Origin of the sequence: Brevundimonas sp. MEB006b, assembly GCF_030209705.1 — a bacterium.
Taxonomy (GTDB): domain Bacteria; phylum Pseudomonadota; class Alphaproteobacteria; order Caulobacterales; family Caulobacteraceae; genus Brevundimonas.
This window is the reverse complement of record NZ_JARVRL010000002.1, coordinates 560046-584224: the sequence shown is the minus strand read 5'-3', so window position 1 is coordinate 584224 and position 24179 is coordinate 560046. Positions and strand designations below refer to the sequence as shown.

General features: G+C 67.5%; 24 protein-coding genes and 1 tRNA gene. 15 read left to right on the top strand and 10 right to left on the bottom strand.

The features are described from left to right. Nucleotides 1–75 precede the first annotated feature (75 nt). The 4 genes from QRN13_RS04640 to QRN13_RS04625 all read left to right on the top strand — a co-directional run bounded on the left by QRN13_RS04640 (nucleotide 76) and on the right by QRN13_RS04625 (nucleotide 3241). On the top strand, nucleotides 76–381 hold the full coding sequence (locus QRN13_RS04640) for a hypothetical protein (RefSeq protein ID WP_045811531.1): 306 nt from the start codon (nucleotides 76–78) through the stop codon (nucleotides 379–381). Between the two features lie 85 nt (nucleotides 382–466). Beyond that, nucleotides 467–2299, top strand: a complete 1833-nt coding sequence (gene mnmC1 / locus QRN13_RS04635) for an FAD-dependent 5-carboxymethylaminomethyl-2-thiouridine(34) oxidoreductase MnmC1 (RefSeq protein ID WP_284877011.1) — start codon at nucleotides 467–469, stop codon at nucleotides 2297–2299. Between the two features lie 26 nt (nucleotides 2300–2325). Beyond that, nucleotides 2326–2712 (top strand): DUF6491 family protein, encoded by a 387-nt coding sequence (locus QRN13_RS04630; RefSeq protein WP_284877010.1) that lies wholly within the window; start codon nucleotides 2326–2328, stop codon nucleotides 2710–2712. Nucleotides 2713–2800: 88 nt separating this feature from the next. After that, nucleotides 2801–3241 (top strand): hypothetical protein, encoded by a 441-nt coding sequence (locus QRN13_RS04625; RefSeq protein WP_284877009.1) that lies wholly within the window; start codon nucleotides 2801–2803, stop codon nucleotides 3239–3241. A gap of 21 nt (nucleotides 3242–3262) precedes the next feature. Here QRN13_RS04625 and gyrB read toward each other — a convergent pair whose 3' ends face one another. The 5 genes from gyrB to rpsT form a co-directional block, all read right to left on the bottom strand. Then, nucleotides 3263–5689, bottom strand: a complete 2427-nt coding sequence (gene gyrB, locus QRN13_RS04620) for a DNA topoisomerase (ATP-hydrolyzing) subunit B (RefSeq protein ID WP_284877008.1) — start codon at nucleotides 5687–5689, stop codon at nucleotides 3263–3265. 144 nt (nucleotides 5690–5833) lie between these two features. After that, nucleotides 5834–6955, bottom strand: a complete 1122-nt coding sequence (gene recF / locus QRN13_RS04615) for a DNA replication/repair protein RecF (RefSeq protein WP_284877007.1) — start codon at nucleotides 6953–6955, stop codon at nucleotides 5834–5836. A 29-nt stretch (nucleotides 6956–6984) separates the two neighbouring features. Further along, on the bottom strand, nucleotides 6985–8103 hold the full coding sequence (dnaN, locus tag QRN13_RS04610; protein WP_165113673.1) for a DNA polymerase III subunit beta: 1119 nt from the start codon (nucleotides 8101–8103) through the stop codon (nucleotides 6985–6987). A 195-nt stretch (nucleotides 8104–8298) separates the two neighbouring features. Continuing rightward, the gene (gene dnaA, locus QRN13_RS04605; RefSeq protein ID WP_284877006.1) at nucleotides 8299–9774 is read right to left on the bottom strand and encodes a chromosomal replication initiator protein DnaA; all 1476 of its coding nucleotides are present in this window, start codon (nucleotides 9772–9774) and stop codon (nucleotides 8299–8301) included. Between the two features lie 455 nt (nucleotides 9775–10229). Continuing rightward, a complete protein-coding gene (rpsT, locus tag QRN13_RS04600; RefSeq protein ID WP_017505938.1) occupies nucleotides 10230–10499 on the bottom strand; it encodes a 30S ribosomal protein S20 in 270 nt (89 codons plus the stop codon). Between the two features lie 339 nt (nucleotides 10500–10838). Between rpsT and QRN13_RS04595 the strand changes: the two genes are divergently transcribed. The 4 genes from QRN13_RS04595 to QRN13_RS04580 all read left to right on the top strand — a co-directional run bounded on the left by QRN13_RS04595 (nucleotide 10839) and on the right by QRN13_RS04580 (nucleotide 16257). Further along, on the top strand, nucleotides 10839–13397 hold the full coding sequence (locus QRN13_RS04595; RefSeq protein WP_284877005.1) for a TonB-dependent receptor plug domain-containing protein: 2559 nt from the start codon (nucleotides 10839–10841) through the stop codon (nucleotides 13395–13397). Nucleotides 13398–13596: 199 nt separating this feature from the next. Further along, nucleotides 13597–14310, top strand: a complete 714-nt coding sequence (gene gpmA / locus QRN13_RS04590) for a 2,3-diphosphoglycerate-dependent phosphoglycerate mutase (protein ID WP_284877004.1) — start codon at nucleotides 13597–13599, stop codon at nucleotides 14308–14310. Continuing rightward, entirely contained in the window at nucleotides 14307–14936 is a 630-nt protein-coding gene (locus QRN13_RS04585) for a bifunctional diaminohydroxyphosphoribosylaminopyrimidine deaminase/5-amino-6-(5-phosphoribosylamino)uracil reductase RibD (RefSeq protein ID WP_039246330.1), read from the top strand. Before gpmA ends, QRN13_RS04585 begins: the two co-directional genes overlap by 4 nt. A 52-nt stretch (nucleotides 14937–14988) precedes the next feature. Next, nucleotides 14989–16257: a pentapeptide repeat-containing protein gene (locus QRN13_RS04580; protein ID WP_284877003.1), complete on the top strand. Its 1269-nt coding sequence runs from the start codon at nucleotides 14989–14991 to the stop codon at nucleotides 16255–16257. 4 nt (nucleotides 16258–16261) lie between these two features. On the opposite strand, the gene metK is transcribed toward QRN13_RS04580, so the two are convergent. Continuing rightward, on the bottom strand, nucleotides 16262–17467 hold the full coding sequence (gene metK / locus QRN13_RS04575) for a methionine adenosyltransferase (protein WP_284877002.1): 1206 nt from the start codon (nucleotides 17465–17467) through the stop codon (nucleotides 16262–16264). 159 nt (nucleotides 17468–17626) lie between these two features. On the opposite strand from metK, the gene QRN13_RS04570 reads away from it, so the two are divergent. The 4 genes from QRN13_RS04570 to QRN13_RS04555 are packed head-to-tail and all read left to right on the top strand — an operon-like array spanning nucleotide 17627 to nucleotide 19283. Further along, complete coding sequence (locus tag QRN13_RS04570) at nucleotides 17627–18073, top strand: helix-turn-helix domain-containing protein (RefSeq protein WP_066628679.1); 447 nt, start codon at nucleotides 17627–17629, stop codon at nucleotides 18071–18073. A 27-nt stretch (nucleotides 18074–18100) separates the two neighbouring features. Continuing rightward, the gene (locus tag QRN13_RS04565) at nucleotides 18101–18439 is read left to right on the top strand and encodes a hypothetical protein (protein ID WP_199061171.1); all 339 of its coding nucleotides are present in this window, start codon (nucleotides 18101–18103) and stop codon (nucleotides 18437–18439) included. A gap of 14 nt (nucleotides 18440–18453) precedes the next feature. After that, a complete protein-coding gene (locus QRN13_RS04560) occupies nucleotides 18454–18909 on the top strand; it encodes a hypothetical protein (protein ID WP_284877001.1) in 456 nt (151 codons plus the stop codon). A 5-nt stretch (nucleotides 18910–18914) separates the two neighbouring features. Next, a complete protein-coding gene (locus tag QRN13_RS04555) occupies nucleotides 18915–19283 on the top strand; it encodes a hypothetical protein (protein ID WP_066554252.1) in 369 nt (122 codons plus the stop codon). On the opposite strand, the gene QRN13_RS04550 is transcribed toward QRN13_RS04555, so the two are convergent. The 4 genes from QRN13_RS04550 to hemC all read right to left on the bottom strand — a co-directional run bounded on the left by QRN13_RS04550 (nucleotide 19284) and on the right by hemC (nucleotide 21595). Then, nucleotides 19284–19637: a helix-turn-helix domain-containing protein gene (locus QRN13_RS04550; protein ID WP_039246365.1), complete on the bottom strand. Its 354-nt coding sequence runs from the start codon at nucleotides 19635–19637 to the stop codon at nucleotides 19284–19286. It abuts the gene before it with no gap. A 171-nt stretch (nucleotides 19638–19808) separates the two neighbouring features. After that, nucleotides 19809–19884, bottom strand: a tRNA-Thr gene (locus QRN13_RS04545). A gap of 41 nt (nucleotides 19885–19925) precedes the next feature. Then, nucleotides 19926–20633 carry a uroporphyrinogen-III synthase gene (locus QRN13_RS04540; RefSeq protein WP_284877000.1) on the bottom strand — a complete coding sequence of 236 codons (708 nt, stop codon included), beginning with the start codon at nucleotides 20631–20633 and terminating at the stop codon, nucleotides 19926–19928. Then, nucleotides 20630–21595 (bottom strand): hydroxymethylbilane synthase, encoded by a 966-nt coding sequence (gene hemC / locus QRN13_RS04535; RefSeq protein WP_284876999.1) that lies wholly within the window; start codon nucleotides 21593–21595, stop codon nucleotides 20630–20632. The genes QRN13_RS04540 and hemC overlap by 4 nt, the downstream gene beginning before the upstream one ends. A gap of 46 nt (nucleotides 21596–21641) precedes the next feature. On the opposite strand from hemC, the gene tsaD reads away from it, so the two are divergent. Genes tsaD through QRN13_RS04520 form a run of 3 tightly spaced genes read left to right on the top strand, consistent with a single transcriptional unit; the run spans nucleotide 21642 to nucleotide 24176 of the window. Beyond that, nucleotides 21642–22781 (top strand): tRNA (adenosine(37)-N6)-threonylcarbamoyltransferase complex transferase subunit TsaD, encoded by a 1140-nt coding sequence (tsaD, locus tag QRN13_RS04530; protein ID WP_502868577.1) that lies wholly within the window; start codon nucleotides 21642–21644, stop codon nucleotides 22779–22781. A 26-nt stretch (nucleotides 22782–22807) separates the two neighbouring features. Beyond that, nucleotides 22808–23806, top strand: coding sequence for an NAD(P)H-dependent glycerol-3-phosphate dehydrogenase (locus QRN13_RS04525; RefSeq protein ID WP_284877042.1), 999 nt, complete (start codon nucleotides 22808–22810; stop codon nucleotides 23804–23806). Next, nucleotides 23799–24176 (top strand): Rieske (2Fe-2S) protein, encoded by a 378-nt coding sequence (locus QRN13_RS04520; RefSeq protein WP_284876997.1) that lies wholly within the window; start codon nucleotides 23799–23801, stop codon nucleotides 24174–24176. Before QRN13_RS04525 ends, QRN13_RS04520 begins: the two co-directional genes overlap by 8 nt. The last annotated feature ends 3 nt before the right edge of the window (nucleotides 24177–24179 follow it).

Below are 24179 nucleotides of genomic sequence, written 5' to 3'. Positions count from 1 at the left end.
TGCCCTGCCGCGCGCGGCGGCCCTATCGTTTGCGCCAAGAGACGTTCCGGTCTCGCAAGCTTCGGAGACATCTTCATGCGTATCAAAGCCCTCGTCGCCGCATCCGCTGCGCTCCTGGTCCTGGCCGCCTGTAGCAAGGCCCCGGAAGAAAAGGCCGAAGCGCCGGCCACCGATGCTGTCGAGGCCGCCGGCAGCGCTGAAGAAGCCGCTTTGACGGTCGATCAGGCGGCCAAGGACGCCGAAGCGGCGGCCAATCAGGCCATTCAGGAAGACACCGCCGCCCAGGCCGCCACGACGATGCAGGGCGCCGACGCCTCCGCCGCCGCGCCCGCGCCTGTCGCGCCGGCCGAACCTGCGCATGGTCCGGCGGCCGCCCACTAGGCCGCGTCGAAACCAAAGCCCAAAGAGGCCGCTCCGACGGGGGCGGCCTTTTTCATGTCGGCGACGAAGGTGCTAGAGCCGCGCGATGACGCCTGATGATGACGCCTCGCCCCTGCTCACCTGGACCGAAGAGGGCGAGCCGCGCTCCGGCCGATTCGGCGACGTCTATTTCTCGCGAGACGACGGGTTGGCTGAAACGCGGGCGGTGTTTCTGGAAGGTTGCGGCCTGCCGGACGCCTGGATGGGGCGAGATCATTTCACGGTGGCCGAGCTGGGGTTCGGCACGGGGTTGAACATCGCCGCCCTGCTGGATCTGTGGCGACGGACGCGGCCCGAGGGCGGGCGGCTGCACATCTTTTCTATCGAGGGGTTTCCGCTGACGGCGGCGGAAGCGGCGCGGGCGCTGGGCGCCTGGCCCGAACTGGCGGTGGCGACCGAGGCCTTGATCGCAAACTGGCCGGCCGCGACGCCGGGCTTTCACCGGGTGGATCTGCCGGGCTTCGACGCCGTGCTGGACCTGGCGGTGGGCGATGCGGCCTGGGCGCTGGAGCAGTGGTCGGGAGCGGCGGACGCCTGGTTCCTGGACGGTTTCTCGCCTGCGCTGAACCCGGGCATGTGGTCGCCCGAAGTGATGGCCTTGATCGCTAGGCGCTCGGCGCCGGGCGCGCGCCTGGCCACCTTCACCGTCGCCGGAGCCGTGCGGCGGGGCCTGGCTGGGCAGGGCTTCATCGTCGAGAAGCGCCCCGGTCATGGCCGCAAGCGCGAGCGGCTTGAGGCGCGTCTCCCCTCAGTGTTCGAACCGTCGCCGCTGCCCCGCGTCGCCGTGATCGGCGCGGGTATCGCCGGCGCCTCGGTGGCGCGCGCGATGACGGCGCAGGGCGTCCGGGCGATGGTGTTCGAGGGTGAGCGCCCCGGCGCGGGTGGCTCTGGCTTTCCGGCGGCCCTGGTCACGCCGCGTCTGGACGCCGGCGACCTCGGCATCGCCGCCCTGCACGCCCAGGCGCTGGAGCGGGCGGCACATCTGTATGCCTCGATCCCGGATGCCGTAACGGGCCACCGCGTGCTGCAACTCCCCCAGGCGCCGCGGGATGCGGTCCGGTTCGAAAAGATCGCTCGCCAGCCGATCTGGAATGACGATGACATGGCGGTGCTGGACGAAGGGGCGGCGTCAGCCGTCGCCGGCGAAGCAACGGGGCAAGGCGGTCTGCTGATGAAGGGAGCATTCGCGCTGCGCCCTGCGGCGGTGCTCTCGAAATGGCTTTCGGACGCGGAGATGCGCTCTGAGCGCGTGACACGGCTGGAGCACGCCGACGGCCACTGGCGGCTGATCGGCGAAAACGACGCGGTGCTGGGCGAGGTCGATGCGGTGGTTCTCGCCGCCGGTTGGGGATCGGCCGCCCTGTTAGAAGGGTTCGACCAGACGCCGCGCCTGTCGCCCGTGCGGGGGCAGGCGGACTGGATCGACGGGGACGCGACCGTCCACCCCATGGCCTGGGGCGGCTATGCGGTCCCGACGGGCCAAGGGGTATTGTTCGGCGCGACCCATGATCGGGGCGACACCGACGCGACGCCGCGCGAGGACGACAGCGCGCGAAATCTGGCGACCTTGGAAGCGCGCTTGCCGGCGTTGGCCAAGCGCATCGCGGCGGCCGCGCCGGTGCAGCATCGGGCGGCAGTCCGCGCCACGACGCCGGATCGCCTGCCTGTGGCGGGCGCTCTCGATGATGGACTCTATGTACTCGGCGGTCTGGGGTCGCGCGGCTTTTGCGTCGGGCCCTTGCTGGGCGAGCATATCGCCGCCCTCGTCCTTGGTCGGCCCTCGCCCCTGCCGCGAGATCTGGCGGCGCGCGTATCGCCCCGTCGGTCTTCGGTTCTGGCGGACGCCCTTGCATCATCCTCGCCGACGCGCGCAGGATGAAGCGGGGGCTTGTTCAGGAGTTGACTATGCATCGCCTCATTCTGTCGTCTGCGGCTCTCCTCGTACTGTCGGCCTGTGCGCCGTCGCCGGGCGTGGCGACGGCCAGCCGCGCCGACGCCGGCCAGTGCTTCCGGCCCAATCTGGTGCGCAACTTCACCGCGCCGAACGACCAGACCCTGTATGTCCGCACAGCCGACGCCGGGGTGTTTCAGATCGAAACCCCCTTCTGTCGCGACATGACCCGCGCCCTGTCGATTGCCTTGGAACCTGTCGCCGGATCCAGCCGACTGTGTCCCGGCGATCAGGCCTCACTGCTCAGTCCGGCGACGGGCCCTCAACCGTGCCGCGTGCGCATCGCCAGGAAGCTGACGACCGCAGAGATCGAGGCCCTGCCGTCTCGCGATCGGCCCTGATCAAAAACGCTTTCGAAGTCTTCGGGAGAGATTGAATTCTCGCTTGCGCGGGTATGAAATGATCGTCTTGCCCTGGGGAGGGAAGAGGATGATCAGAACAATCGGCGTGGCGGCGATCCTGGCGACGGCGGCGATCGCATCGCCATCGGCGGCCGAAAGCTGGGCCACGTTTTCACGCAGCGACGCCACCGTCTATCTGGTGGATGTCGATGCGCTGACGCCGGTGGACGGCGTGGCGACGACGCGAATGGCGCGGGTGCCCGCGCGCGGGGAGGCGACCAATCTCAGCCATGAAACCGAAGAGGTCATTGTGCGGTGTTCGGACGGCCAGTCGCGTTCGGGCGCGACGGTGACCTATGGCGCGGACGGGGCGGAAACCGATCGCTATTCCGAGGACACGCCGTGGGAAGCGACGCCCAGCGGCGGCATATACCACGCCATCAAATCCTTCGCCTGTGAGGACATGCGGCCCCAGACGGCGGCCTTCCCGACCATCCAGGCCTTCATCGCGGGCGGACGCGGCCAGTAGGCCGCCGCGCCCTTTCGCCCATCAGACGTCGACGGCCGCGTCCAGAGCGTTGTCCTGGATGAACTCGCGCCGGGGTTCGACCACGTCGCCCATCAGTTTGGCGAAAAGGTCGTTGGCGTCTTCCTCGTGCTCGACCGAGACCTGCAACAGGGTGCGGGCGTTGACGTCCAGCGTCGTCTCCCACAGCTGCTCGGGGTTCATTTCGCCCAGGCCCTTGTAGCGCTGGATCGACAGGCCCTTCTTACCGGCATCCAGCACGGCGGTCAGCAAGTCCAGCGGACCGCGAATGGTCGTGGACTTGTCCTTGCGGCGGTAGGTGGCGGGGGCGACGAAGACGCCGTCGAAAGCGGCTGCGCGTTCGGCCAGACGACGGGCGTCCAGCGAGCGGATCAGGGTCTCCTCCAGCACGATGGTCTCCTGCACCGCGCGACGGGTGCGGGTGAAGACTACGGCGCCCTGTTCGCCCGGCGCGCCCGTCCACTCGCCATCGCCCTCTTCGGCATAGAGGTTCAGGCGCACGGCGGCGGCGGCCGAGGCGGTCGCCATGTCCGAATGCTCGGCGAACAGACCGGCGAGCGCCGCCTGTTCGATAGCGAAGGCGGGGGCGCGCTGGCTGAGGCGATCGACGCTGGCGCTGAAGGCCTTGGCCTCGCGCACCAGCGATTGCAGGTCCAGACCCAGGCGACGCTCGCCAGTGGACAGGTCCAGCTCGGCCTCTGACGAGCCTTCCTCGATCAGATAGGCGTCCATCTCGGCCTGATCCTTCAGGTAGCGCGATTGCTTGCCCTTGGAGACCTTATAGAGAGGCGGTTGGGCGATATAGACGTGGCCGCGCGTGATCAGCTCGGGCATCTGGCGATAGAAGAAGGTCAGCAGCAGGGTGCGGATGTGGGCGCCGTCGACGTCGGCGTCCGCCATCAGGATGATCTTGTGATAGCGCAGCTTGTCGGCGTTGAAGTCGTCGCGGCCGATGCCGGTGCCCAGCGCTAGGATCAGCGTGCCGATCAGGTCCGACGACAGCATCCGGTCAAAACGCGCGCGCTCGACGTTCAGGATCTTGCCGCGCAGAGGCAGGACGGCCTGGTTCTCGCGGTTGCGCGCCTGTTTGGCCGAGCCGCCGGCGGAATCGCCCTCGACGATGAACAGTTCGGACTTGGCGGGATCGCGCTCCTGGCAGTCGGCCAGCTTGCCCGGCAGGCTCGAGATTTCCAGCGCCGACTTGCGCCGGGTCAGGTCGCGGGCCTTGCGGGCGGCCTCACGCGCTGACGCCGCCTCGATGATCTTGGCCACGATCTGCTTGGCCTCGACCGGATGCTCCTCGAACCAGGTCGACAGGCCTTCCGAGCACAGACTTTCGACGGCCGGACGCACTTCGGAGGAGACCAGCTTGTCCTTGGTTTGCGAGCTGAACTTGGGATCCGGCACCTTGACCGACAGGACGCAGGTCAGGCCCTCGCGCGCGTCCTCGCCGGTGACAGACACTTTCTCTTTTTTGCCGGCGCCCGAGCTCTCGATATAGCCGCCCATGACGCGCGTCAGGCTGGCGCGGAAGGCCGACAGGTGGGTGCCTCCATCCCGCTGGGGGATGTTGTTGGTGAAGCACAGCATGGTCTCGTGGTAGCTGTCGTTCCACCAAAGGGCGAGATCCAGTTCGATCCCTTCCTTCTTGCCGCGAATGACGATGACGTCCTTCAGGATCGGCGTCTTGGACTTGTCGAGGTGGCGCACGAAGGCTTCGACACCGCCCTCGTAGTGCAGGATCATCTCGACCGGCTCGGCGTGGCGCTGGTCGGCCAGCTTGATGACCACGCCCGAGTTCAGGAAGGCCAGTTCGCGCAGACGGTGTTCCAGCGTCTTCAGGTCGAAGTCGATGTGGCTGAAGGTCGTGACGGACGGGAAGAAGGTGACCTCGGTGCCGCTCAGCGGCTTGCCGGTGTCCTCGCGAATGGGAGCGTCGCCGGTGACTTCCAGCGACTTGACCGTGTCGCCGCGCTCGAAGCGCATCTGGTGCGCCTTGCCGTCGCGATAGATCTTCAGCTCCAGCCAGTCGGACAGGGCGTTGACCACGGACACGCCCACGCCGTGCAGGCCGCCGGACACCTTGTAGGAGTTCTGGTCGAACTTACCGCCGGCGTGCAACTGGGTCATGATGACCTCGGCCGCCGAGACGCCTTCGCCTTCGTGGATGCCGGTGGGAATGCCGCGGCCGTTGTCGGTCACGGTGACCGAGCCATCGCTGTTCAGGATGACTTGGACCAGGTCGGCGTGGCCGGCCAAGGCCTCGTCGATGGCGTTATCGACCACCTCATAGACCATATGGTGCAGGCCCGAACCGTCGTCGGTGTCGCCGATATACATGCCGGGGCGTTTGCGCACGGCGTCCAGGCCTTTGAGAACCTTGATGGAATCGGCGCCGTATTCGGGCAGGTCGGCAATCGGATCGGTCATAAAGTCATTGGCTCTGAAGTCCCGACCGGGACGGGGATGGAGCGCCGGACCCGGCGCTCGAATCGACGGCGGGATCGCACCGCGCCGAAGCCCGCAACATATAGGAAATTCCGGTGAAAAAGCGAGGAATTCCGCGATTGCAGCCTAGTCGGTTTCCAGCGCGCCGCCGGCCACGCGGACGAACTGGGCGCGGCCTTCCAGACCGGCGAACAGGTCGTGTTCGGTCCCGGTCATGAAGGCCTGAAGATCCAGCGCCGTGATCTCGTCGAACAGGGCTGTGCGGCGCGCTTCGTCGAGGTGGGCGGGGGCTTCGTCCAGCAGCAGGATCGGGCGCGCAGCATGATCTGAAAGCCGCGCGATCTGGGCCAAAATCAGGTTCAGGACCAAGGCCTTCTGCTCACCGGAAGAGCCCTCGGCCGCAGGGCGCTGTTTCTCGCGGTGAAGCGCGGTCAGGTCGGTGCGGTGCGGCCCGAACAGCGAGCGGCCGGCGGCACCGTCGCGGGCGCGGGCCTTGGCCAGGCCCTCGCGGATGGCGGCGGCGATCTCGTCCTCCTCGGCGCCCGCTTCGGCCATTTGTTCAGCGCCGCCGTCCAGGCCGAGGTCGGCCTGCGGGAAGGGCCGATCGCTGCGGGCGTCGATGGCGGCCTGAAGCGCGTGCAGGGCGGCGACGCGGGCCAGGGAGGCGCGGGCGCCGGCCTCGCCCAGCCGAACCTCCAGGGCGTCCAGCCAGACGGGGTCCGCCTCACGGCCGTCCTGGGCGTCGTTCAGCAGGCGCAGCCGCTCGCGCAGGGCCTTTTCATAGGCGGAGACGCTGGCGGCGTGGTCGGGATCGGCGGCGAAGACTAGCCGGTCGAAGAACTTCAGCCGCTCGGCGCGCGCGTCCGAGAACAGACGGTCCTGTTCCGGCGTCGCCCAGACGGGACGCAGATAATCGAGCAGCCGCCCCGGCTGGGCCGTCTCGCCGTCGATCCGCACGATGCGCCGCGCGGCGCCCGCCGTCTGAACGCCGGTGCCCAGCCGCGTCTCGTCGTCCAGTTCGACCATGACGGCCCAGGCGCGTCCTGTCGCCTCGCCCGGCTCGCGCCGACCCATCTCGGCGGCGGTGGCGCCCCGCAGCCCCTTGCCGGGGGTCAGGAGACTGATCGCCTCCAGAAGATTGGTCTTTCCCGCCCCGTTCGGCCCATGCAGCACGACAGGCCCGGAGGTCATCTCCAGCCGCGCCCCTGCATAGGAGCGGAAGTCGGTGAGTGTGAGGGAGGTGATCACGCTCGCTCTCTAACGCGCGTGAGGCAGGATTACACCCGCAGCGGCATCAGCACATATTGAACGCCGGGATCGCCCGGATCGAGCACCAGGGTCGGCGAGGCCGGGTCGGCGAAGCGGAAGGCGGCGTTTTCGCCCGTGATCTGGCCGGCGACGTCCAGCAGGTAGCGGGCGTTGAAGCCGATCTCGAACGGTTCGTCGGAATAGCCGATCTCGACCTCTTCCTCGGCCTGGCCGGCTTCCATGTTGCGCACGGTCAGCTTCACGCGGTCGTTGTCGAACGCCAGTTTCACCGAACGGCTCTTCTCGGCCGAGATGGTGGCGACGCGGTCGACGGCCTTGGCGAACAGGGCGTTGTCGATGTCGGCCTGTTTGTCGTTGCCGCGCGGGATGACGCGCAGATAGTCGGGGAAGGCGCCGTCGATGACCTTGGAGGTCAGGGACGCCTCGCCCATCTGGAAGCGGATTTTCTGGGCCGAGACGGTGACCTCGACCGGGCCGCCGGCGTCGTCCAGCAGGCGACGGACCTGATCCACCGTCTTGCGCGGCACGATGACGCCGGGGCCGCCGGCCGCGCCCTCAGGAGCTGGGGTCTCTGCCAGGGCCAGGCGGTGGCCGTCGGTGGCGACGGCGCGCAACAGCGGAATGCCAGCCTCGGCGACCGTGTGCAGATACAGGCCGTTCAGATAGTAGCGCGTTTCCTCGGTCGAGACGGCGAACCGGGTCTTGTCGATCAGGCGGGCCAGATCCTCCTTGGGCAGGACATAGGAGGCGCCGGCGCTGTCTGTGGACATCACGGGGAAGTCGCCGGCCGGCAGGACCGGCAGGTTGAAGCGCGACCGGCCGGCCGAGACGACCAGGCGCGGATCGTCGCCCGAATAAAGCAGCGAGACCTCGGCGCCTTCCGGCAGCTTGCGCACGATCTCGTACAGGGTGTGGGCGGGGGCCGTGATCTGACCCTCGACCTGAACCTGGGCCTCGGCCTCGTCCACCATTTCCATGTCCAGATCGGTGGCGGCGAAGGCCAGCCGGTCGCGGCCCGCGCTCAGCAGGACGTTGGACAGGATCGGAATGGTGTTTCGACGTTCGACGACGCTCTGCACGTGGCCCAGGGCCTTCAGGAGCGCGGATCGTTCGATGGTCAGCTGCATGTCGTCTCGCCCGGCGCGGCCGACTCGCAAGGCGGCTGCGGTTAAGTGACCTGGGACACTAGCGGATTGGGCGCGGGCTGCAAGGAAGTGGCGCGTGGTTAGTGGCGAGTGGCGAGTGGATATTGGGGGCAACTCGGTAGGAGGAGACAGTTTCTCCTCACTCGTCACTCGCCACGCGTCACTCGCCGCTCGAAATCAGCCCCGCAGCTTGCGCGTCAGGGCCTCGACGTCGCGGGCGATCTGATCGTCCTGCGGCATCAGCTCCTCGATCTTGCGCACGCCGTGCAGGACCGTGGTGTGGTCGCGCCCGCCGAAACGGCGACCGATGTCGGGGTAGGAGCGGGTCGTGTGCTGCTTGCACAGATACATGGCGATCTGGCGCGGGCGGGCGACCGAACGGGTGCGGCGCTCGCTGAGCAGGTCGGCCTGTTTCATGTTGAAGTGGTCGGCGACCGTCTTCTGGATCTCGTCCACGGTGATGCGACGCTCGGGACCGCCGCGCATGGCCATGCCCAGCAGGGTCGAGGCTTCATCGACCGACACCGACGACAGGCGCGCGCCCGCAGCGGCGGCCAGGGTGTTCACGGCGCCCTCAAGCTCGCGCATGGAACCGGGGGTGCGGTCCACCAGCTGGGCCAGGACCTCCGGGTTGGCCTCGCCCTGGACGACGCCCAGAGCCGACAGCGCCTTCAGACGGTTCTGGGCCACGGCGATCTTCAACTCGCGGTCGCCCGCCTCGACCGGGCAGGTCAGGCCGGCGGCGAGATGGCTGCGCAGGCGCGGCTCGACCTCGGTCAGGGCCATGGGCGCACGATCGGCCGAGAAGACGATGCGTTTGCCGTCCTCGATCAGGGCGGTCAGGGTCGAGAGCAGTTCTTCCTGGGTCGACGTCTTGCCGCCCACGAACTGGACGTCGTCCACCAGCAGCATGTCGGCCGAGCGCAGGCTTTCCTTGAAGGCGGCGGTCGAGCGGTCCTGCATCGCCTTGACGAAGGTCGACAGGAAACGTTCGGCGGTCAGATAGACGACCTTGGCCTCGGGACGCAGACGCTGGGCCTCCCAGGCGATGGCGTTCAGCAGGTGGGTCTTGCCGTAGCCGTAGGGGCCGCAGAAGAAGACGGGGTTGAAGTGTCCGTCGGCCCAGCTGGCCACCTGTTTGGCGATGGCGAGGGCGAAGGCGTTGCCCTGACCCTCAACGAAGCTGTCGAACGTCAGGCGATCCTGCAGACCGGCGGCGCGAACGGCGCGGGCGCCGTCAGCGCTGATCGGGGCGGCGGGAGCCATCTGCGGCGAGGCGGCGAAGGCGGCCAGGCGTGGGGCGGCGTCCACCACATTGCCCGGCATCACGGCCGAGGCCGGCGGGGCCGATCCCACTTCGGCGCGGCAGCGCACTTCGAGGCGGCGTGACAGGCCATCCAGGCCCAGCCACAGCTCGTTCATGCGACGCAGGGCGTTCTTGCGCACCCAGTCGCGAGCATAGGCAGTCGGCGTGACCAGGATCAGATGGCCGGCGTTGTCCAGGCGGACGGCCGACGGGGCGATATAGGAGGAGAAGGGACCATCGCCGATTTCAGCGCGCAGGCGCACGGACGCCTCGCTCCAGATGCGGTCCGGATCCGTCAGTCCCGACGTCTTCGTTCCGCCCGCCATCGCCGCTGCGCCCCCAACCATCTTTGCCCGCCCACCTTAGAAGAACCATTCCGACCTTCCGCGCTTCAGGGCGATGGTTCAGGGACGACTTCTCCTGCGCCGAAAAGCGATGCTTTTCGGACGGGGTCTAACCTCTGAACAGACATCTCCCGCCGACGCGAAACATAGGCCTCGCGCCGTCTTCATCCGTGCTGGGATGGAAGTGCGTTAGAGGCCAAAACTTACGCCGCGAGCCGGGTGGGTCAACGCTGATTCGTTGGTCGATTTGCAGTTAAATTGTTTGACTCCGTCAAACCCTGACACCGCTTGGAATTTCGGCCGGATCATGGCTCGACGATCGGTGTTTTCGATTTTGACAGTTAGCGACACAACGCAAAACGGCGAAGGAGCTTGCGCGCCTTCGCCGTTGATATTGCTTTATAATCCCACAACGAAACAGCCACAGCTGCTCCGTCCGCTGTTGGATTAATTTTGGCTCAGGCGGCAGACAGCTTCTTCAGCTGGGCGGCCAGGCGCGAGACCTTGCGCGAGCCGGTGTTCTTGTGAACGACGCCCTTGGAGACGGCGCGCATCAGCTCGGACTGAGCCTCAATGAAGGCGGTCTTGGCGACGGCGGCGTCGCCGCCGGCCAGAGCTTCCTGGAACTTGCGCAGATAGGTGCGGACGCGCGAACGGCGCGCCTTGTTCACTTCGGTACGCGCTTCGATCTTGCGGATCGCCTTGCGGGCGCCGGGGTTGTTGGCCATGTCAAACCTTCGAACGGAAAACGCCGCGGAGCACACGTCCACGGCGCGGAAATCTCAAGAGGGCGGGCCTATAGCCGAAAGCCCGGAGGCGGTCAACGCGGAGTCTTCATCGCTGGACTCCGAGGTTGGGCCAAGACGTCAGTTCGAGCGCCCCTTGCGCGCTGTCATCCAAACGCAACCCAACAGGCTTTAACGCGCTTTAGCGGACTTTCCGTCGCAGGTTTTTGCGTTGTGTGGAAAGTGCGCAACGCTTTCACTTTGTTCATGAATTGTGTCGTTTTACGGCCATGTTTGTGCCGTCCTGACAAGGGCTGAAATCATCTCCCGGATCGTCGTTCCATGACCCAGACCGCGCTTCTCCTGCTTGCGCTGGCCCCCGCCGCCGGTGTCGTCCAGCCTGTTCAGGCCCAAACCAACGAGGCCCAGCCGGTAGAAGCCCAGGCGCAGGTCCAGCAGGAGGAGCCGACGGTCGTTCTGCCGGACGTGGAGGTGACGGCGGCGCGGCGCGGGGTGGCCCTGGGCGGGCAGGAACCGATCGTCTCTTATGACTCCGCCCAGATTCAGGCGTTCGGCGCGACAAACATCGGCGAGCTGATCACCCTGCTGGAGGCCCAGACCCGCAGCGCGCGGGGTGGGTCTCCAGTCTTCCTGGTCAACGGGCGGCGTATCTCGGGCTTCCGCGAGATACGCGGCATTCCGCCCGAGGCCATCGACAGGTTCGACGTCCTGCCGGAAGAGACCGCGCTGTCCTATGGCTACAGCGCCAATCAGCGGGTGGTGAACATCGTGCTGAAGGCGGACTTCAAGTCCCTGACCGCCTCGGTCAACGTCAGCCGGCCGGAGCAGGGCGGTCGCACGACCACCGCCAGCGAGAACAACGTCCTGCGCATCGCCGGCTCGGACCGCTGGTCTGTCGATATCAATGGCACGACCTCCAACACCCTGTTCGAGACCGAGCGCGACATCGACCGCAGCACGACGGCCGGCGGCGACAGCGATCTGGCCAACGCCTATCGCACCCTGCTGCCCAAGACGGACGAGCTTTCGGTGTCGGGGACCTACAAGCACGACCTGAACGACAAGGTCGGCATGACGCTGAGCGGCAGCGTGGAGGACTCAAACAGCTTCAGCTACCAAGGGCTGCCCAATGTTCAGCTGACCGTGCCGGGGACCAATCCGTTTTCGCCGACCGGTCAGGAGGTGACCCTCTTCAGCTATCTGGACCTGCCCGGCGCCCTGACGCGCAAGACCGATACGCGCACGGCCGAACTGGGCACGGTGTTCGACGGCTATGTCGGCGATTGGCGCTGGACGGCGACGGGGGAATACAGCCGCGTCGAGACCGACACCACGACGGGACGAGGTGTGAACTCGACGGCGTTGCGGGCCCTGATCGCGGGCGATCTGACGGTCAATCCGTTCGGCGACCTGACCGACCGGGCCATCGTCAATCCGCGCGACACTGCCAACTCCGTGGCCCAGACGGCGACGGCGGAACTGGTGTTGAACGGGCGTCCCTATGAGCTGCCGGCCGGCGACATCACCTCGACCTTGAAGGTCGGGGCTGGTTATCAATCGCTGGATTCCGAGAGCCTGCGTTTCTCCGAGAGCTTGGGTTCAAGTGTCGCTGCGGATCGATCGCAGTCGCGCAACTCAGGCAGCGTGCAGGCCAACTTCGATCTGCCGATCTCCAACGTCGAGCGCGGCGTCCTGCCCAAAATCGGCGACCTGTCGGCCAATCTGAATCTGGCCTACCAAGAACTGTCCGACTTCGGCGGCGTGTCCTCGGTCGGGGCCGGGCTGAACTGGTCGCCGGTCGAGCGGCTGTCCTTCTCGGCCAACTATTCCGACGAGGGCAAGGCGCCGACGGTCCAGCAGCTGAACGACCCGACGGTGGGAACGCCGAATACGCCGGTCTTCGACTTCCGCACCGGCCAGACCGTCGAGATCAACCGCATCACCGGCGGCGATCCCAATCTGCAGGCCGAGGATCGGCGCATCCTGAAGCTGGGCATGAACTGGCAGCCGGTGTCGGACAAGGATTTCCGCCTGAACCTGGCCTACACCCGCACCGAGGCGGACAACGAAATCTCCAGCTTTCCGGCCATCACGCCCGATCTGGAAGCGGCCCTGCCGGATCGGTTCGTTCGCGATGCGGACGGCAATCTGGTGTCCATCGACGCCCGTCCGCTAAACTTCTTCAAGCGCGAGCAGCAGGACGTTCAGTGGGGTTTCAACTTCTCGCGCCCGTTCGGCAAGCCGAACCCGGCGGCGGCGGGCGGTCGTGGCCCGGGCGGACGTGGCGGTCCTGGCGGCGGCGGAATGATGATGATGGGAGGACCGGGCGGACCGGGCGGCCCCGGCGGCGGCGGGCGGATGCGCGGCGGGCGTGGATCGGGAATGCAGCCCGGCCAGGGCATCTTCAACCTGTCGCTGACCCACACCTGGCGTGTCCAGGACGAGGTCACCATTCGCGACGGTCTGGCGCCGCTGGATCTGCTGGACGGCGATTCCATCTCCGGCTCAGGCGGTCAGTCGCGCCATGAGGTCCAGCTTCAGACCGGCCTGTCCAGAAACGGCGTGGGCGCCTTCGTCAACGCCAACTGGCGCTCGGGCACGACGGTCAACGGCGACGCGCTGGGTTCGCCCGATCTGGACTTCTCGGGCCGGACCACGGTCAATCTGTTCGCCTTCGCCGACCTGACCCAACGCACGTCGTGGGTCGAGCGCTTCCCGTTCCTGAAGGGCACGCGGATCGGCTTCGGCGTTCAGAACATCTTTGACGACCGCGTCTCGGTGACCAGCAGCGACGGTCAGACGCCGGTCAACTATCAGCGCGACTATCTGGACCCGCAGGGGCGCGTCTTCCGCATCAATCTGCGCAAGATCCTCTTTTAGAGGATCAGGGCCAGACGGTCGCCAGGGCGATCATCACGACGGCGGCGGCGAGCGCCAGGGGAAAGAAAAGACGATCGGACATCGATCCGACCGTTACCCCGACCTGCGCGGCGCGACAAGCAATGGCGAGGCCCGCGAGCCTTGACCGACTTCGGAGGGCGTCCTACCCCGAAAGGCCGTATTCCGAAGGACCGACCGAATGCCGCGCCTGATCCTGCTCCGCCACGGCCAGAGCCAGTGGAACCTCGAGAACCGCTTCACCGGCTGGGTCGATGTCGATCTGACGGCGGAGGGCGAGGCCCAGGCGCGTCGCGGCGGCGAACTGATCGCCGAGGCCGGGTTCAAGCCGACGGTGATGTTCACCTCGGTCCTGACGCGCGCCCAGCGCACCGGCGCCCTGGCCTTGCAGTCGGCGGGCCTGACCGACGTGCCGGTGATCGAGGACTGGCGCCTGAACGAGCGCCACTATGGCGGTCTGACGGGTCTGAACAAGGCCGAGACGGCCCAGAAACACGGCGAAGACCAGGTCAAGATCTGGCGGCGCAGCTATGATGTGCCGCCGCCCCCGCTGGCCCCCGGCGGCGAGTTCGATTTCAACGCCGACCCGCGCTACGCCGGTAAGGCCATTCCCGACACCGAAAGCCTGAAGACCACGCTGGACCGGGTGAAGCCCTATTGGGACGCCGAGATCGCGCCGCGCCTGAAGGCGGGCGAGGACGTGCTGATCGCCGCCCACGGCAACTCCCTGCGCGCCATCGTCAAACTGCTGTTCGGCGTGCCGGACGATCAGATCGTCGGCGTCGAAATCCCCACGGGCAATCCGCTGGAGATCAATCTGGACGCGAATCTGAAGCCGACCGCCGCCCGCTACCTCGACGCCGCTCGCGCCGAGACATTGCCGACCGCATCATGAGCTGGAGCGAAGCCGACCAGGCCTTCATGGCCCAGGCGATCGCCCTGGCGACCGGCCGGATGGGCGAGACCTGGCCCAATCCGGCGGTCGGCTGCGTCATCGTCAAGGACGGCCGGGTCATCGCCCAGGCCGCCACCGCGCCGGGCGGTCGTCCCCATGCCGAGGAGCAGGCCGTGCCCGCCGCCGGCGCGGATGTCGTGGGCTCGACCGTCTACGTCACGCTGGAACCCTGCGGCGCCCGGTCGTCGGGCCGCAAGTCCTGCGCCCACTTCCTGACCGAGGCGGGCGTGGCGCGGGTCGTGATCGCCTGTATGGACCCGTCGCCGTTTGCGGCCGGGCGCGGCACCGAGCGGCTGCGCGCGCAAGGGCTGACCGTTGAAACCGGCCTGATGTGCGAAGAGGGCGCGGCCCTGTGCGAAGGCTTCCTGCATCGGCTGGAAACCGGCCGTCCGATGGTGCGCATCAGCGAGGATGGCGCCGGTTTCGACGGCCGGTTCGTCGCCTCGCCCAAGGCTGATCTGGTCACTGAGCTGAAACGTCTGGGCGAAGCGGGCTACACGCGCCTGTGGACCGGGCCGGGCGAGCTGGCCGAGGCCCTTCAGGCCCAGGGGCTGCTGACCGTCTGAGGCGGCTTCGCCGTTCAAAGGTTTCTTAAGTCAGGCCGCGTAATGTGCCCTGATGGCCCTCGCCGCTGAACCCCTCGTGAGAAAGCGCCTGACGCAGGCGGAGCTGGACGTCGTCTGCGCCCGGCACGATCGGCTGTTCCAGGCCCGACCCGGCGGCGCGCGCGCCGTCTTCGCCTGGATGGACCTGTCGGGCCTCAGCCTGAAAGGCCGCAATCTGGCCGACGCCGATTTCGCGGCCGCCTGTCTGGAAGGCTGCGATCTGACCGGGGCCAAGCTGGACAACGCCAACTTCTTCGGCGCGGACATGCAGGATGCGATCCTGGCCGAGGCCAGCCTGCGCCGCTCCGACCTGCGTGGCGCCTGCCTGCGGGGGGCGGACCTGTCGGGGGCCGATCTGTTCGAGGCGGACCTGCGCGAGGGCACCATCGCGGCCGCCGACGCCAGATTGGGCTTCAAGGTCATCGAACCACGCCACCGCGACGAGACCGAGGCCAGCGGGGCCTGCCTGGCCGGCGCCAATCTTCAACGCTCCAAGATGGCCGGCGTCATCGCCGTGAAGGCCGACTTCTCCGGCGCGGTGATGAAGGACTGCAAACTGGTGCGGGCCAATCTGAAACAGGCGGATTTCCGTGGGGCCGACCTCGCCGGCGCGGACCTGTCAGGGGCGGACTTGTCGGGTGCAGACCTGCGCGACGCCATCCTGGTGGGCTGTAAGACGACCATGTGGCGCGCCGACGGCGCCGACATGCAGGGCGCGCTGACCGACAACAAGTCGTCCTGCGAGTCCGTGGAAAAGATGCCCGCCGCCGAGATGCTGCGCGAACATGCGCGCTGGTGCGAGACCGGCGGCGCGGAGGGGCAGCCGTCGGTCTTCAACGGCGTCGATCTGCGTCCGCTGAAGTCGATCACGGGCCTGAACCTGACCGCCCTGTCGGCCAAGGGCGCGGTCTTCTACGGCCTGGATATGGAGGGGGTGCAGCTGCAGGGCGCGCAGCTCGACAACGCCGACCTGCGCTCGGCCAAGCTGCGTCGCGCCGACCTGCGCGGGGCGCGCCTGCGGGGCGCGCGACTGAACGGAGCGGACATGCGCGAGGCGCAACTGGGGCCGCTTCTGATCGCCGCCGACCGGCTGATGCCCGCGGATCTGACGGGCGCCGTGCTCCGCGGCGCGGACCTGTCGGGCGCCGACCTGAAGCGCGCCGTCCTGGCCGGCGCCGATCTGGGCCGTGCGACACTGCACGGCGCCCAGACCCGTCAGGCCGATCTGACCGACGCCAATCTGGCGGGCGTGCGCGGCCTGACGATCGATCAGGCCGCCTGAAGCCTTACGCCAGCGCCTTGAGCTGATCGACCAGATCGGTCTTTTCCCAGCTGAAACCGCCGTCCGCGTCCGGCTCGCGGCCGAAGTGGCCGTAGGCGGCCGAGCGGGCGTAGATCGGCTTGTTCAGTTGCAGGTGCTGGCGGATCGCACGCGGCGTGGCGCCGCCGATCAGGTCCAGAATCTTGTCTTCCAGCACCGCTTCGGAAATCTTGCCGGTGCCGTGCAGATCGACGTGGATCGACTGGGGCTTGGCCACGCCGATGGCGTAGGAAATCTGGATCGTGCAGCGGTCGGCCAGGCCGGCGGCGACGACGTTCTTGGCCAGGTAGCGGCAGGCATAGGCCGCCGAACGGTCCACCTTGGTTGGATCCTTGCCCGAGAAGGCGCCGCCGCCGTGGGGCGCCGCGCCGCCGTAGGTGTCGACGATGATCTTGCGGCCGGTCAGGCCGGCGTCGCCGTCCGGTCCGCCGATCTCGAAGATGCCGGTCGGGTTGATGTGCCAGACGGTGTTCTCGTCGGTGAAGCCTTCAGGCAGCACTTCCAGGATATAGGGTTTGACGATTTCGGCGACCTGCTCGGAGCTCAGCCCCTTGGCGTGCTGGGTCGATAGGACGATCGAGGTGGCGCGGACCGGCTTGCCGTCCTTGTATTCGATCGTGACCTGGCTCTTGGCGTCGGGCTCCAGCAGACTGCCCCCGGCGTGACGAACCTCGGCGAGGCGCTTCAGGATGTTGTGGCTGTATTGCAGGGTCGCCGGCATCAGCTCCGGCGTCTCGTTCGACGCATAGCCGAACATGATGCCCTGATCGCCCGCGCCCTCGTCCTTCTCATTGGTCGAGTCGACGCCGACGGCGATGTCGGCCGACTGGGCGTGCAGATAGCAGGCGTATTCGGCGGTTTCCCAGTGGAAGCCGTCCTGCTCATAGCCGATGTCCTTGACCGCGGTGCGGACCAGCGGCTCCAGGCTGTCGATGATGCTCTGGGTGAAGGCTTCGTTCTCTTCCTTGGTGTTGCCCGGCTGGGTGGCGCGAACCTCGCCGGCCAGCACGATGCGCTGGGTCGTCACCAGGGTCTCGCACGCCACGCGCGCCTCCGGGTCCTTGGCCAGGAAGGCGTCCACGACCGTGTCGGAGATGCGGTCCGCGACCTTGTCGGGGTGGCCTTCGGAAACGCTTTCCGAGGTGAAGAGGAAGGAAGAACGAGCGGCCAAGAGAGGCTCCTGTCAGTGTCAGACCGACAGACATATAAAGATATGCTTATATGTTCAAGTGATCTGACGCAGCGCCCAGCCGCCAGAAACTGCTTTGCGGCGTAAGCATATCGGCTGACTCCCCCTCATTTTAGGGTAAACAGGCCCAAGGGGGTCCCCATGCCAGAAGGCCTGACGACGAGAGAGAGCGAATGTGTCCGCCTGGCCGGCCAGGGTCTTGAGGACAAGGAAATCGCTGCGCGCCTGCGTATCTCGCCGCGCACGGTCGGCAATCACCTGCATCGCGCCTATGCCAAGCTGGGCGTTTCGGACCGCAAACTGGCGGCCAGGCGACTGAGTATTGGCTACTCAGAGGCGTCGATACTCATTCCCGACACCGGCCCCAATACGCTCAATGATCCCACGTCGGCCGAACAGTCGGACGATGCGGTTTCCGACCCAACGACTTCCTGGCTTCTGCCTGCGCCTCCTCGGGGCGCTCTGGCGAGAGTGGGGATCATTGTCGCCGGGGCCGCCATCGCCCTTCTGTTCGCCATCGGGATCGTGACGGCGGGCATGGTGGTTCCATCCCTTTTCGACCGGCTTGCTCCCGCTGAAATGCGCTGACCAAACGGCTTAAAGGAAGGTGAGCCAATGAAGAACATGCACGTCGGCGTCCGCGTGGCACGGCAGGTCAGAACCGCAGAACACGCCGTCGATCAGGCGATGATCGAGGTCAGCCGCTTGGTTCAGACCGCGTTGGAAGGTCGGGTCGAGGCGCGTCTGGCGGCGGAAGTCGGACAGGAGGCCCTGGCCAATATGGTTCGCGGCCTCAGCCAACTCGCCGAGGTTCGCGGCTCGGTCATCGCCAGTCATGGCGAGCTGGCCCAGGTCGCCGACGACCATCAGGTCGGCTGGTATTTGGACGGTGCGCACGAAGACAAGACGGTCAAACCCACTGGGTTCGCCCCGGTTCTCTCCGTCGCCGCTTGATCGCGGCCGTCGGAATGGGGTCGCCGCTGTCCTTGGTTCTGGCGTGTCTGACCTACGGCGTCATGGCGCTCCTGCTCTGGAAAGGTCGCATGCCGGAGCGGATCGCTTTGGTCGCTCTGGTCGTCCTTAACTGGGGCACACCGTTGGTCGATCACCTGTTCATCGGGCATTTCCGGTGGGGGGTGGCGATCCTGTCGGTGTCCATGTTCTGTCTGCTGGTCGGTCTGGCTCTCCGTTACGACCGATGGTGGCTGCTTCTTGCCGCCGGCGCCCAGCTTATCGCGGTCTCGACCCATCTGGCCGGCATCGCTGGTTCTGACGCCCTCCTGTGGTCGATCGTATCGACCCGAATGGTTGTCTGGTTCGAGCTCCTGCTCCTCGCCCTCTTAGGCGTCTGGGAGGCCCAGTGCGCCCCCTACGCCCATGTCAAACCAGCGCGGGGATCGATCCGCGCGCTGCAGAAAGTCTGAATGTCATGAATACCCAAACCACCCCCGCCTTCATGCCGCTGTTCCGCTCGTGGCTGGAAACGGCCAATCTGGCGAAACAGGTCGTATCGTCATCGCTGTCCGCCAGCGGCGAGAACCTGCTCGTCGAACTGGATCTGGCGCCGATGGAAGCGGCGGAAACCACGCTTCTCGATCACGCCCCGACCTCGGCCGTCGAAGCCGTCTGCATGATCGAAATTATCCGCCAGAGCCTGTCCGACGCCGGCCGCTCGGACGGTCGCGATGCACGTGCGCTGGACGCCATCCAGTCGTGGTTGGCAGGCGCGGCTCTCGACGGAGCCGACCATCGCGATGAGGTCGAGCAGTTGCTGAAAAGCGCCAGCAACCGGGCCTGATCAGCCGCGCAGGCCCTTGGCCACGGTCAGAAGGGCGTCGCGTTGAGCGGCGTCCTTGATGCCGCGGAAAGCCGCCAGCAGCTCGGCGACCCCGGGGGCGGCCAAAGCCAGTTCGTCGCCCTCGGCCGTTTCCAGTTCGCCCAGCAGGGCCGCGCCGGTCGATTTCAGCACCGAAGCGATCTGCAGCAGGCGGGCGGCCGAGACGCGGTTCACGCCCCGCTCGTACTTCTGGATCTGCTGGAAGGTCACGCCTGCGCCGGCGGCCAACTGCGCCTGGGTGATGCGCAGTTCCTCACGACGGGTGCGGATGCGTCCGCCGATGGCGATGTCTACGGGATCAACTGCGTCGTTCATGTCGGCCTGCGGGCATAGATAATGCGGCGCCATGGCCCCAAAACACCGATCCCGTCAAGCCAAAGCTGCTTAGCTAAGGATTGCTACGTGCGCTGCAGGTGACGATTCAACCATGAGGATATATTTTGGCGCTCTAGATGCCGCCTCCAGCGCGAACCGCGCTCGGAGAAGTGGTGCCGCTTAGGTGACTCGAACACCTGACCCCATCATTACGAATGATGTGCTCTACCGGCTGAGCTAAAGCGGCCCGGTTGCGACGGACGAAGCTGTCCGCGCGAGACGGGGTCTTTATACGGCCGGATCGCGCTTGCCAAGCGCCGCGTTCAAGATCGTGAGCAATGAGGTCTCGTCGGGCGATTTTGCCATAACGGGCGTCAGGCCCAGCGCGGCGAGCGGGGCCGCGGCGGCGGGAGAGATGCAGGCGAGGACCGCGTGCGCCAAGGCGTCGTGACCAAGCTTGGCGAGGGCTTTTCCGGCGCGGGGGGAGTGGATCAGAACGGCGTCGAACAGTGCGGGCGCTGCGACTGACGTTTCGATGGCGCGATAGACTGTCAGCGAATGGATCGACACGTTACGGGCGCCGGCGGCGGTGAGGGCGGCGGTGAAATCGCCGGCGGGGGTTTCCGCTTGAGGGACCAGGACGGCGGCGCTGGCGATGGCGCTGGCGATCAGGCGGGCGAGGTCGCGCAGGTCGCCGGAGGCGGAGCGGACATCGGCGAAGCCCGCATCATGGGCGGCCTGGGCGGTCGCATCGCCGACGGCGAAGACCGGACGGTCGCGGCGGGGCGTCAGAGCGGCGAAGGCGGCCACGCCGTTGATGCTGGTGAAGGCCAAGGCGGCGAACGACGCCAGATCGGGAACGGGAGGCGTCAGCGTTTCGAGGCTCAGCAGGGGCGCGACGATCGGCTCGAACCCCATGTCGCGCAGGCGGGCGGCGGTGCGTGCGGCGCCCGGTTCGGCGCGGGTGATCCAGACTCGTGTCGGCGGAACGTTCATCCGTCCAGGGTCGCGGGATCGACTTCCTGATCACCGGCCGAGGCGTGGACCTCTCCGCCCAGGCGTTGGCCCAGTGCGCGCGCGTCGGCTTCGGTCGGTTGGAAAAGGTCGCCGACGCGCCGCCAGCGGGCGGACCCATCCGGGCTGAGCATCTCGGTGGTCAGGTGCAGGGTGTCGTGTTCGATGCGGGCAAAGGCGCCGACGGCGGTGCGGCACGACCCCTCCAGCGCCGTCATGGCGCCGCGCTCGGCGGCGATGCACAGGGCGGTCTCGGGATGGTTCAGGGCGGCGACCCATTGGGCGTTTAGGGGCGCGTCGATGTCGGCGGCGCGGGTCTGGATGGCCAGGGCGCCCTGGCCCGGCGCCGGCAGGAAGGCGTCCAGAGACAGCTTCTCGCGGATATGGTCGGTGACGCCCAGGCGCGTCATGCCCGAGACGGCCAGAAGGATGGCGTCGAAGTCGCCCTCGGCCGCGCGGCGCAGGCGGGTGTCGATGTTTCCGCGCAGCATCTCGATTTTCAGGTCCGGCCGCAGCGCAAGCGCCTGGGCTTGCCGTCTAAGGCTGGCGGTGCCCAGGCGCGCGCCGAAGGGCAGGGTGTCGAAACTGTCGAAGTCACGGCTGATGAAGGCGTCGCGGGCGTCCTCGCGCTCGGGGATGGCGGCGATGCACAGGCCCTCGGGCTGTTCGGCAGGGACGTCCTTCATCGAATGGATGGCGATGTCGATCCGGCCAGCCAGAAGGGCCTCCTCGATCTCCTTGGTGAACAGAGCCTTGCCGCCGACTTCCAGCAGGCGGCGATCCTGGATGCGGTCGCCGGTGGTGACGATCTCGACCAGAGGAACGGCGGTCTCGATCTCGGCCTCGGGCACGTGCAGGGCGCGGCCGATGGCGCGCTGCATCATGCCGGATTGGGCGAGCGCCAGCTTGGAGCGCCGGGTGCCGATGCGGAGAGGAAAGGTCATGAGCGTTGCGCACCGGTCGCCGGGTCGCTACCTCGACCCGATGGAGATGTCCGCCGACTATAGCAGCAGCGCCGATGCAGCAACTGGACGGGATGTCCCCCCTCGTCCCGGTCCGCTGACGGTGCTGGGCCTGGAGACCAGTTGCGACGAGACCGCCGCCTCGGTCGTGCGCCTGACGGGCGGTCGGGCGGAGGTGTTGTCCTCGGTCGTTCACAGCCAGATCGACGACCATGCGGCCTATGGCGGCGTGGTGCCCGAGATCGCGGCGCGCAGCCATGTCGAGATGATCGCCGAGGTCACGCGCCGCGCGATGGCCGAGGCCGATATGGGCTATGACGGGCTGGACGGGATCGCGGCGACGGCCGGGCCGGGTCTGGTCGGCGGGGTCATGGTGGGCCTCAGCTTTGGCAAGGCGGCGGCGCTGGCGCGCGGCCTGCCGCTGGTGGCGGTCAACCATCTTGAGGGGCATGCGGTGTCGGCCCGCCTGGGGGCGGAAGTCGCCTATCCCTTCCTGCTGCTGCTGGTGTCGGGCGGCCACTGCCAGCTTCTGGAGGTGCGCGGCGTCGGCGACATGAGCCGGATCGGCGCTACCATTGACGACGCGGCCGGCGAGGCGTTCGACAAGATCGCCAAGGCCTTGGGGCTAGGTTATCCGGGCGGCCCGGCGCTGGAGCGGTTGGCCATGCAAGGCGACGGGTCGAAGATCGATCTGCCGCGCGCCCTCTTGGGCCGCAAGGATTGCGACTTTTCCTTCTCGGGCCTGAAGACGGCGGCCTTCCGTATCGCTCAGACCTGCCAGACCGAGCAGGACAAGGCGGATCTGGCCGACGCAGTGCAAAACGCCATCGCGCGCCAGTTGTCGGATCGGTCGGAACGGGCGCTGGCGGCCTATGCCGAAACCCATGAGCATCGGCTCTTCGTCGTCGCGGGCGGCGTTGCGGCCAACAAGACCATCCGCGCGAGCTTGCAGGCGACGGCGGCGAAACACGGCTTCGACTTCCTGGCGCCGCCCATGGCTTATTGCACCGACAATGCGGCGATGATCGCCCTGGCGGGGGCGGAACGGCTGGCGCTGGGCCTTACCAGCGACATTGACGTCGTCGCCCGGCCGCGATGGCCGCTGGACGAAGCGCGCGCCCTGTCCGATCCTTCTCACAAGCCGGGCCGCAAGGGCGCCAAGGCGTGAACGACAAACAAGCCTCGGGAGGGCGTATGGAATTCCGCACGGCAGGGGTCATCGGCGCGGGCGCCTGGGGCACGGCTCTGGCGCAAGTGTGCGTTTGGGCCGGACTGGATACGACCTTGCAGGCGCGCGAGCAGCAGTTGGTTGAGACGCTGCGGGCGACGCGCGCCAACGACCTGTATCTGCCTGGTGTGCCTCTGGCCGACGACCTGAAATTCACCGCCGATCTGGCTGATCTGGGCGACTGCGACGTGATCCTGGCCGTGCCGCCGGCCCAGCACATGCGCGCGACGCTGACGGCTTTTGCGCCCTACTATCGCGCCGGCGTGCCGGTGGTGCTGTGCTCCAAGGGCGTCGAGCGCGGGACGATGAAGCTGATGACCGAGGTGCTGGCCGAGACCCTGCCGGACGCCCCCGCCGCCGTCCTGTCCGGTCCCAGTTTCGCGGGCGAGGTGTCGCGCGGCCTGCCGACCGCCGTGACCCTGGCCTGCGCCGATCAGGGGCTGGGCGAGGCCTTGCTGAACACCCTGTCGGCGCCGGGCTTCCGACCCTATCTGGCGACCGATCTGGTGGGCGCCGAGGCGGGTGGCGCGCTGAAGAACGTCCTGGCCATCGCCTGCGGCATCTCCGAGGGGCGCCAGTTGGGCCGCAGCGCCCATGCCGCCCTGATCACGCGCGGCTTTGCGGAGATGACTCGCCTCGCCGTCGCCATGGGCGGGCAGGCGGAGACGGTGTCGGGCCTGTGCGGCTTGGGCGACCTCGTCCTGACCTGCTCCAGCCCCCAGTCGCGCAACATGAGCCTGGGTCTGGCCCTGGGTCAGGGCCAGACGGTCGAACAGGCCTTGGCCGGCAAACGGTCGGTGGCGGAAGGCTATGAGAGCGCGCCCGCCGTGCGCCAACTGGCCGCGCGTTTGGGCGTGGAAATCCCGATCTCCGAAGGCGTCGCAGCCCTGCTGGCCGGCGAGATCGACGTGGACGGCCTGATCGACGGTCTGTTGTCGCGTCCGCTGAAGGCCGAGCGTGTCTGAGGAGGTCCCGGCCGAGCGCAAGCGGGTCTGGAAAACGCCGCCGGGCGTGACGCTGTGCGCCGAGGGCGACATCCCCGACCCCGGCTCGCGCGGCTTCGTGCTTCAGATCGGCGAGGCCTTCTTCCACGGCTTCGTGGTCAGGAAGGACGGTCAGGTCGCCGGCTGGGTCGACCGCTGCCCCCATGCGGGCTTTCCCATCGCCATGGAGATCGACCGCTATCTGACGCCCGACGGATCGCTGATCCTGTGCGGCTGGCACGGGGCGGTGTTCGAGCCGCTGACGGGCGAGTGCAAGGGCGGCCCCTGCGCGGGCGGGCGGCTGACGCCCTGGCCGGTGTCGGCCTCGGGCGGGATCGTCAGAACGGCCTGAAGT

What these genes read in the sequence shown, in the direction of transcription:
- QRN13_RS04525 (WP_284877042.1), top strand. Translation starts at nt 22,808, where the DNA reads ATGGAATTCCGCACGGCAGGGGTCATCGGCGCGGGCGCCTGGGGCACG.
- QRN13_RS04560 (WP_284877001.1), top strand. Translation starts at nt 18,454, where the DNA reads ATGGGGTCGCCGCTGTCCTTGGTTCTGGCGTGTCTGACCTACGGCGTC.
- QRN13_RS04570 (WP_066628679.1), top strand. Translation starts at nt 17,627, where the DNA reads ATGCCAGAAGGCCTGACGACGAGAGAGAGCGAATGTGTCCGCCTGGCC.
- QRN13_RS04630 (WP_284877010.1), top strand. Translation starts at nt 2,326, where the DNA reads ATGCATCGCCTCATTCTGTCGTCTGCGGCTCTCCTCGTACTGTCGGCC.
- gyrB (WP_284877008.1), bottom strand. Translation starts at nt 5,689, where the DNA reads ATGACCGATCCGATTGCCGACCTGCCCGAATACGGCGCCGATTCCATC.
- hemC (WP_284876999.1), bottom strand. Translation starts at nt 21,595, where the DNA reads ATGACCTTTCCTCTCCGCATCGGCACCCGGCGCTCCAAGCTGGCGCTC.
- mnmC1 (WP_284877011.1), top strand. Translation starts at nt 467, where the DNA reads ATGACGCCTGATGATGACGCCTCGCCCCTGCTCACCTGGACCGAAGAG.
- QRN13_RS04595 (WP_284877005.1), top strand. Translation starts at nt 10,839, where the DNA reads ATGACCCAGACCGCGCTTCTCCTGCTTGCGCTGGCCCCCGCCGCCGGT.
- QRN13_RS04625 (WP_284877009.1), top strand. Translation starts at nt 2,801, where the DNA reads ATGATCAGAACAATCGGCGTGGCGGCGATCCTGGCGACGGCGGCGATC.
- QRN13_RS04555 (WP_066554252.1), top strand. Translation starts at nt 18,915, where the DNA reads ATGAATACCCAAACCACCCCCGCCTTCATGCCGCTGTTCCGCTCGTGG.
- QRN13_RS04585 (WP_039246330.1), top strand. Translation starts at nt 14,307, where the DNA reads ATGAGCTGGAGCGAAGCCGACCAGGCCTTCATGGCCCAGGCGATCGCC.
- QRN13_RS04565 (WP_199061171.1), top strand. Translation starts at nt 18,101, where the DNA reads ATGAAGAACATGCACGTCGGCGTCCGCGTGGCACGGCAGGTCAGAACC.
- QRN13_RS04550 (WP_039246365.1), bottom strand. Translation starts at nt 19,637, where the DNA reads ATGAACGACGCAGTTGATCCCGTAGACATCGCCATCGGCGGACGCATC.
- rpsT (WP_017505938.1), bottom strand. Translation starts at nt 10,499, where the DNA reads ATGGCCAACAACCCCGGCGCCCGCAAGGCGATCCGCAAGATCGAAGCG.
- tsaD (WP_502868577.1), top strand. Translation starts at nt 21,642, where the DNA reads ATGTCCGCCGACTATAGCAGCAGCGCCGATGCAGCAACTGGACGGGAT.
- dnaA (WP_284877006.1), bottom strand. Translation starts at nt 9,774, where the DNA reads ATGGTTGGGGGCGCAGCGGCGATGGCGGGCGGAACGAAGACGTCGGGA.
- gpmA (WP_284877004.1), top strand. Translation starts at nt 13,597, where the DNA reads ATGCCGCGCCTGATCCTGCTCCGCCACGGCCAGAGCCAGTGGAACCTC.
- QRN13_RS04540 (WP_284877000.1), bottom strand. Translation starts at nt 20,633, where the DNA reads ATGAACGTTCCGCCGACACGAGTCTGGATCACCCGCGCCGAACCGGGC.
- QRN13_RS04580 (WP_284877003.1), top strand. Translation starts at nt 14,989, where the DNA reads ATGGCCCTCGCCGCTGAACCCCTCGTGAGAAAGCGCCTGACGCAGGCG.
- QRN13_RS04640 (WP_045811531.1), top strand. Translation starts at nt 76, where the DNA reads ATGCGTATCAAAGCCCTCGTCGCCGCATCCGCTGCGCTCCTGGTCCTG.
- dnaN (WP_165113673.1), bottom strand. Translation starts at nt 8,103, where the DNA reads ATGCAGCTGACCATCGAACGATCCGCGCTCCTGAAGGCCCTGGGCCAC.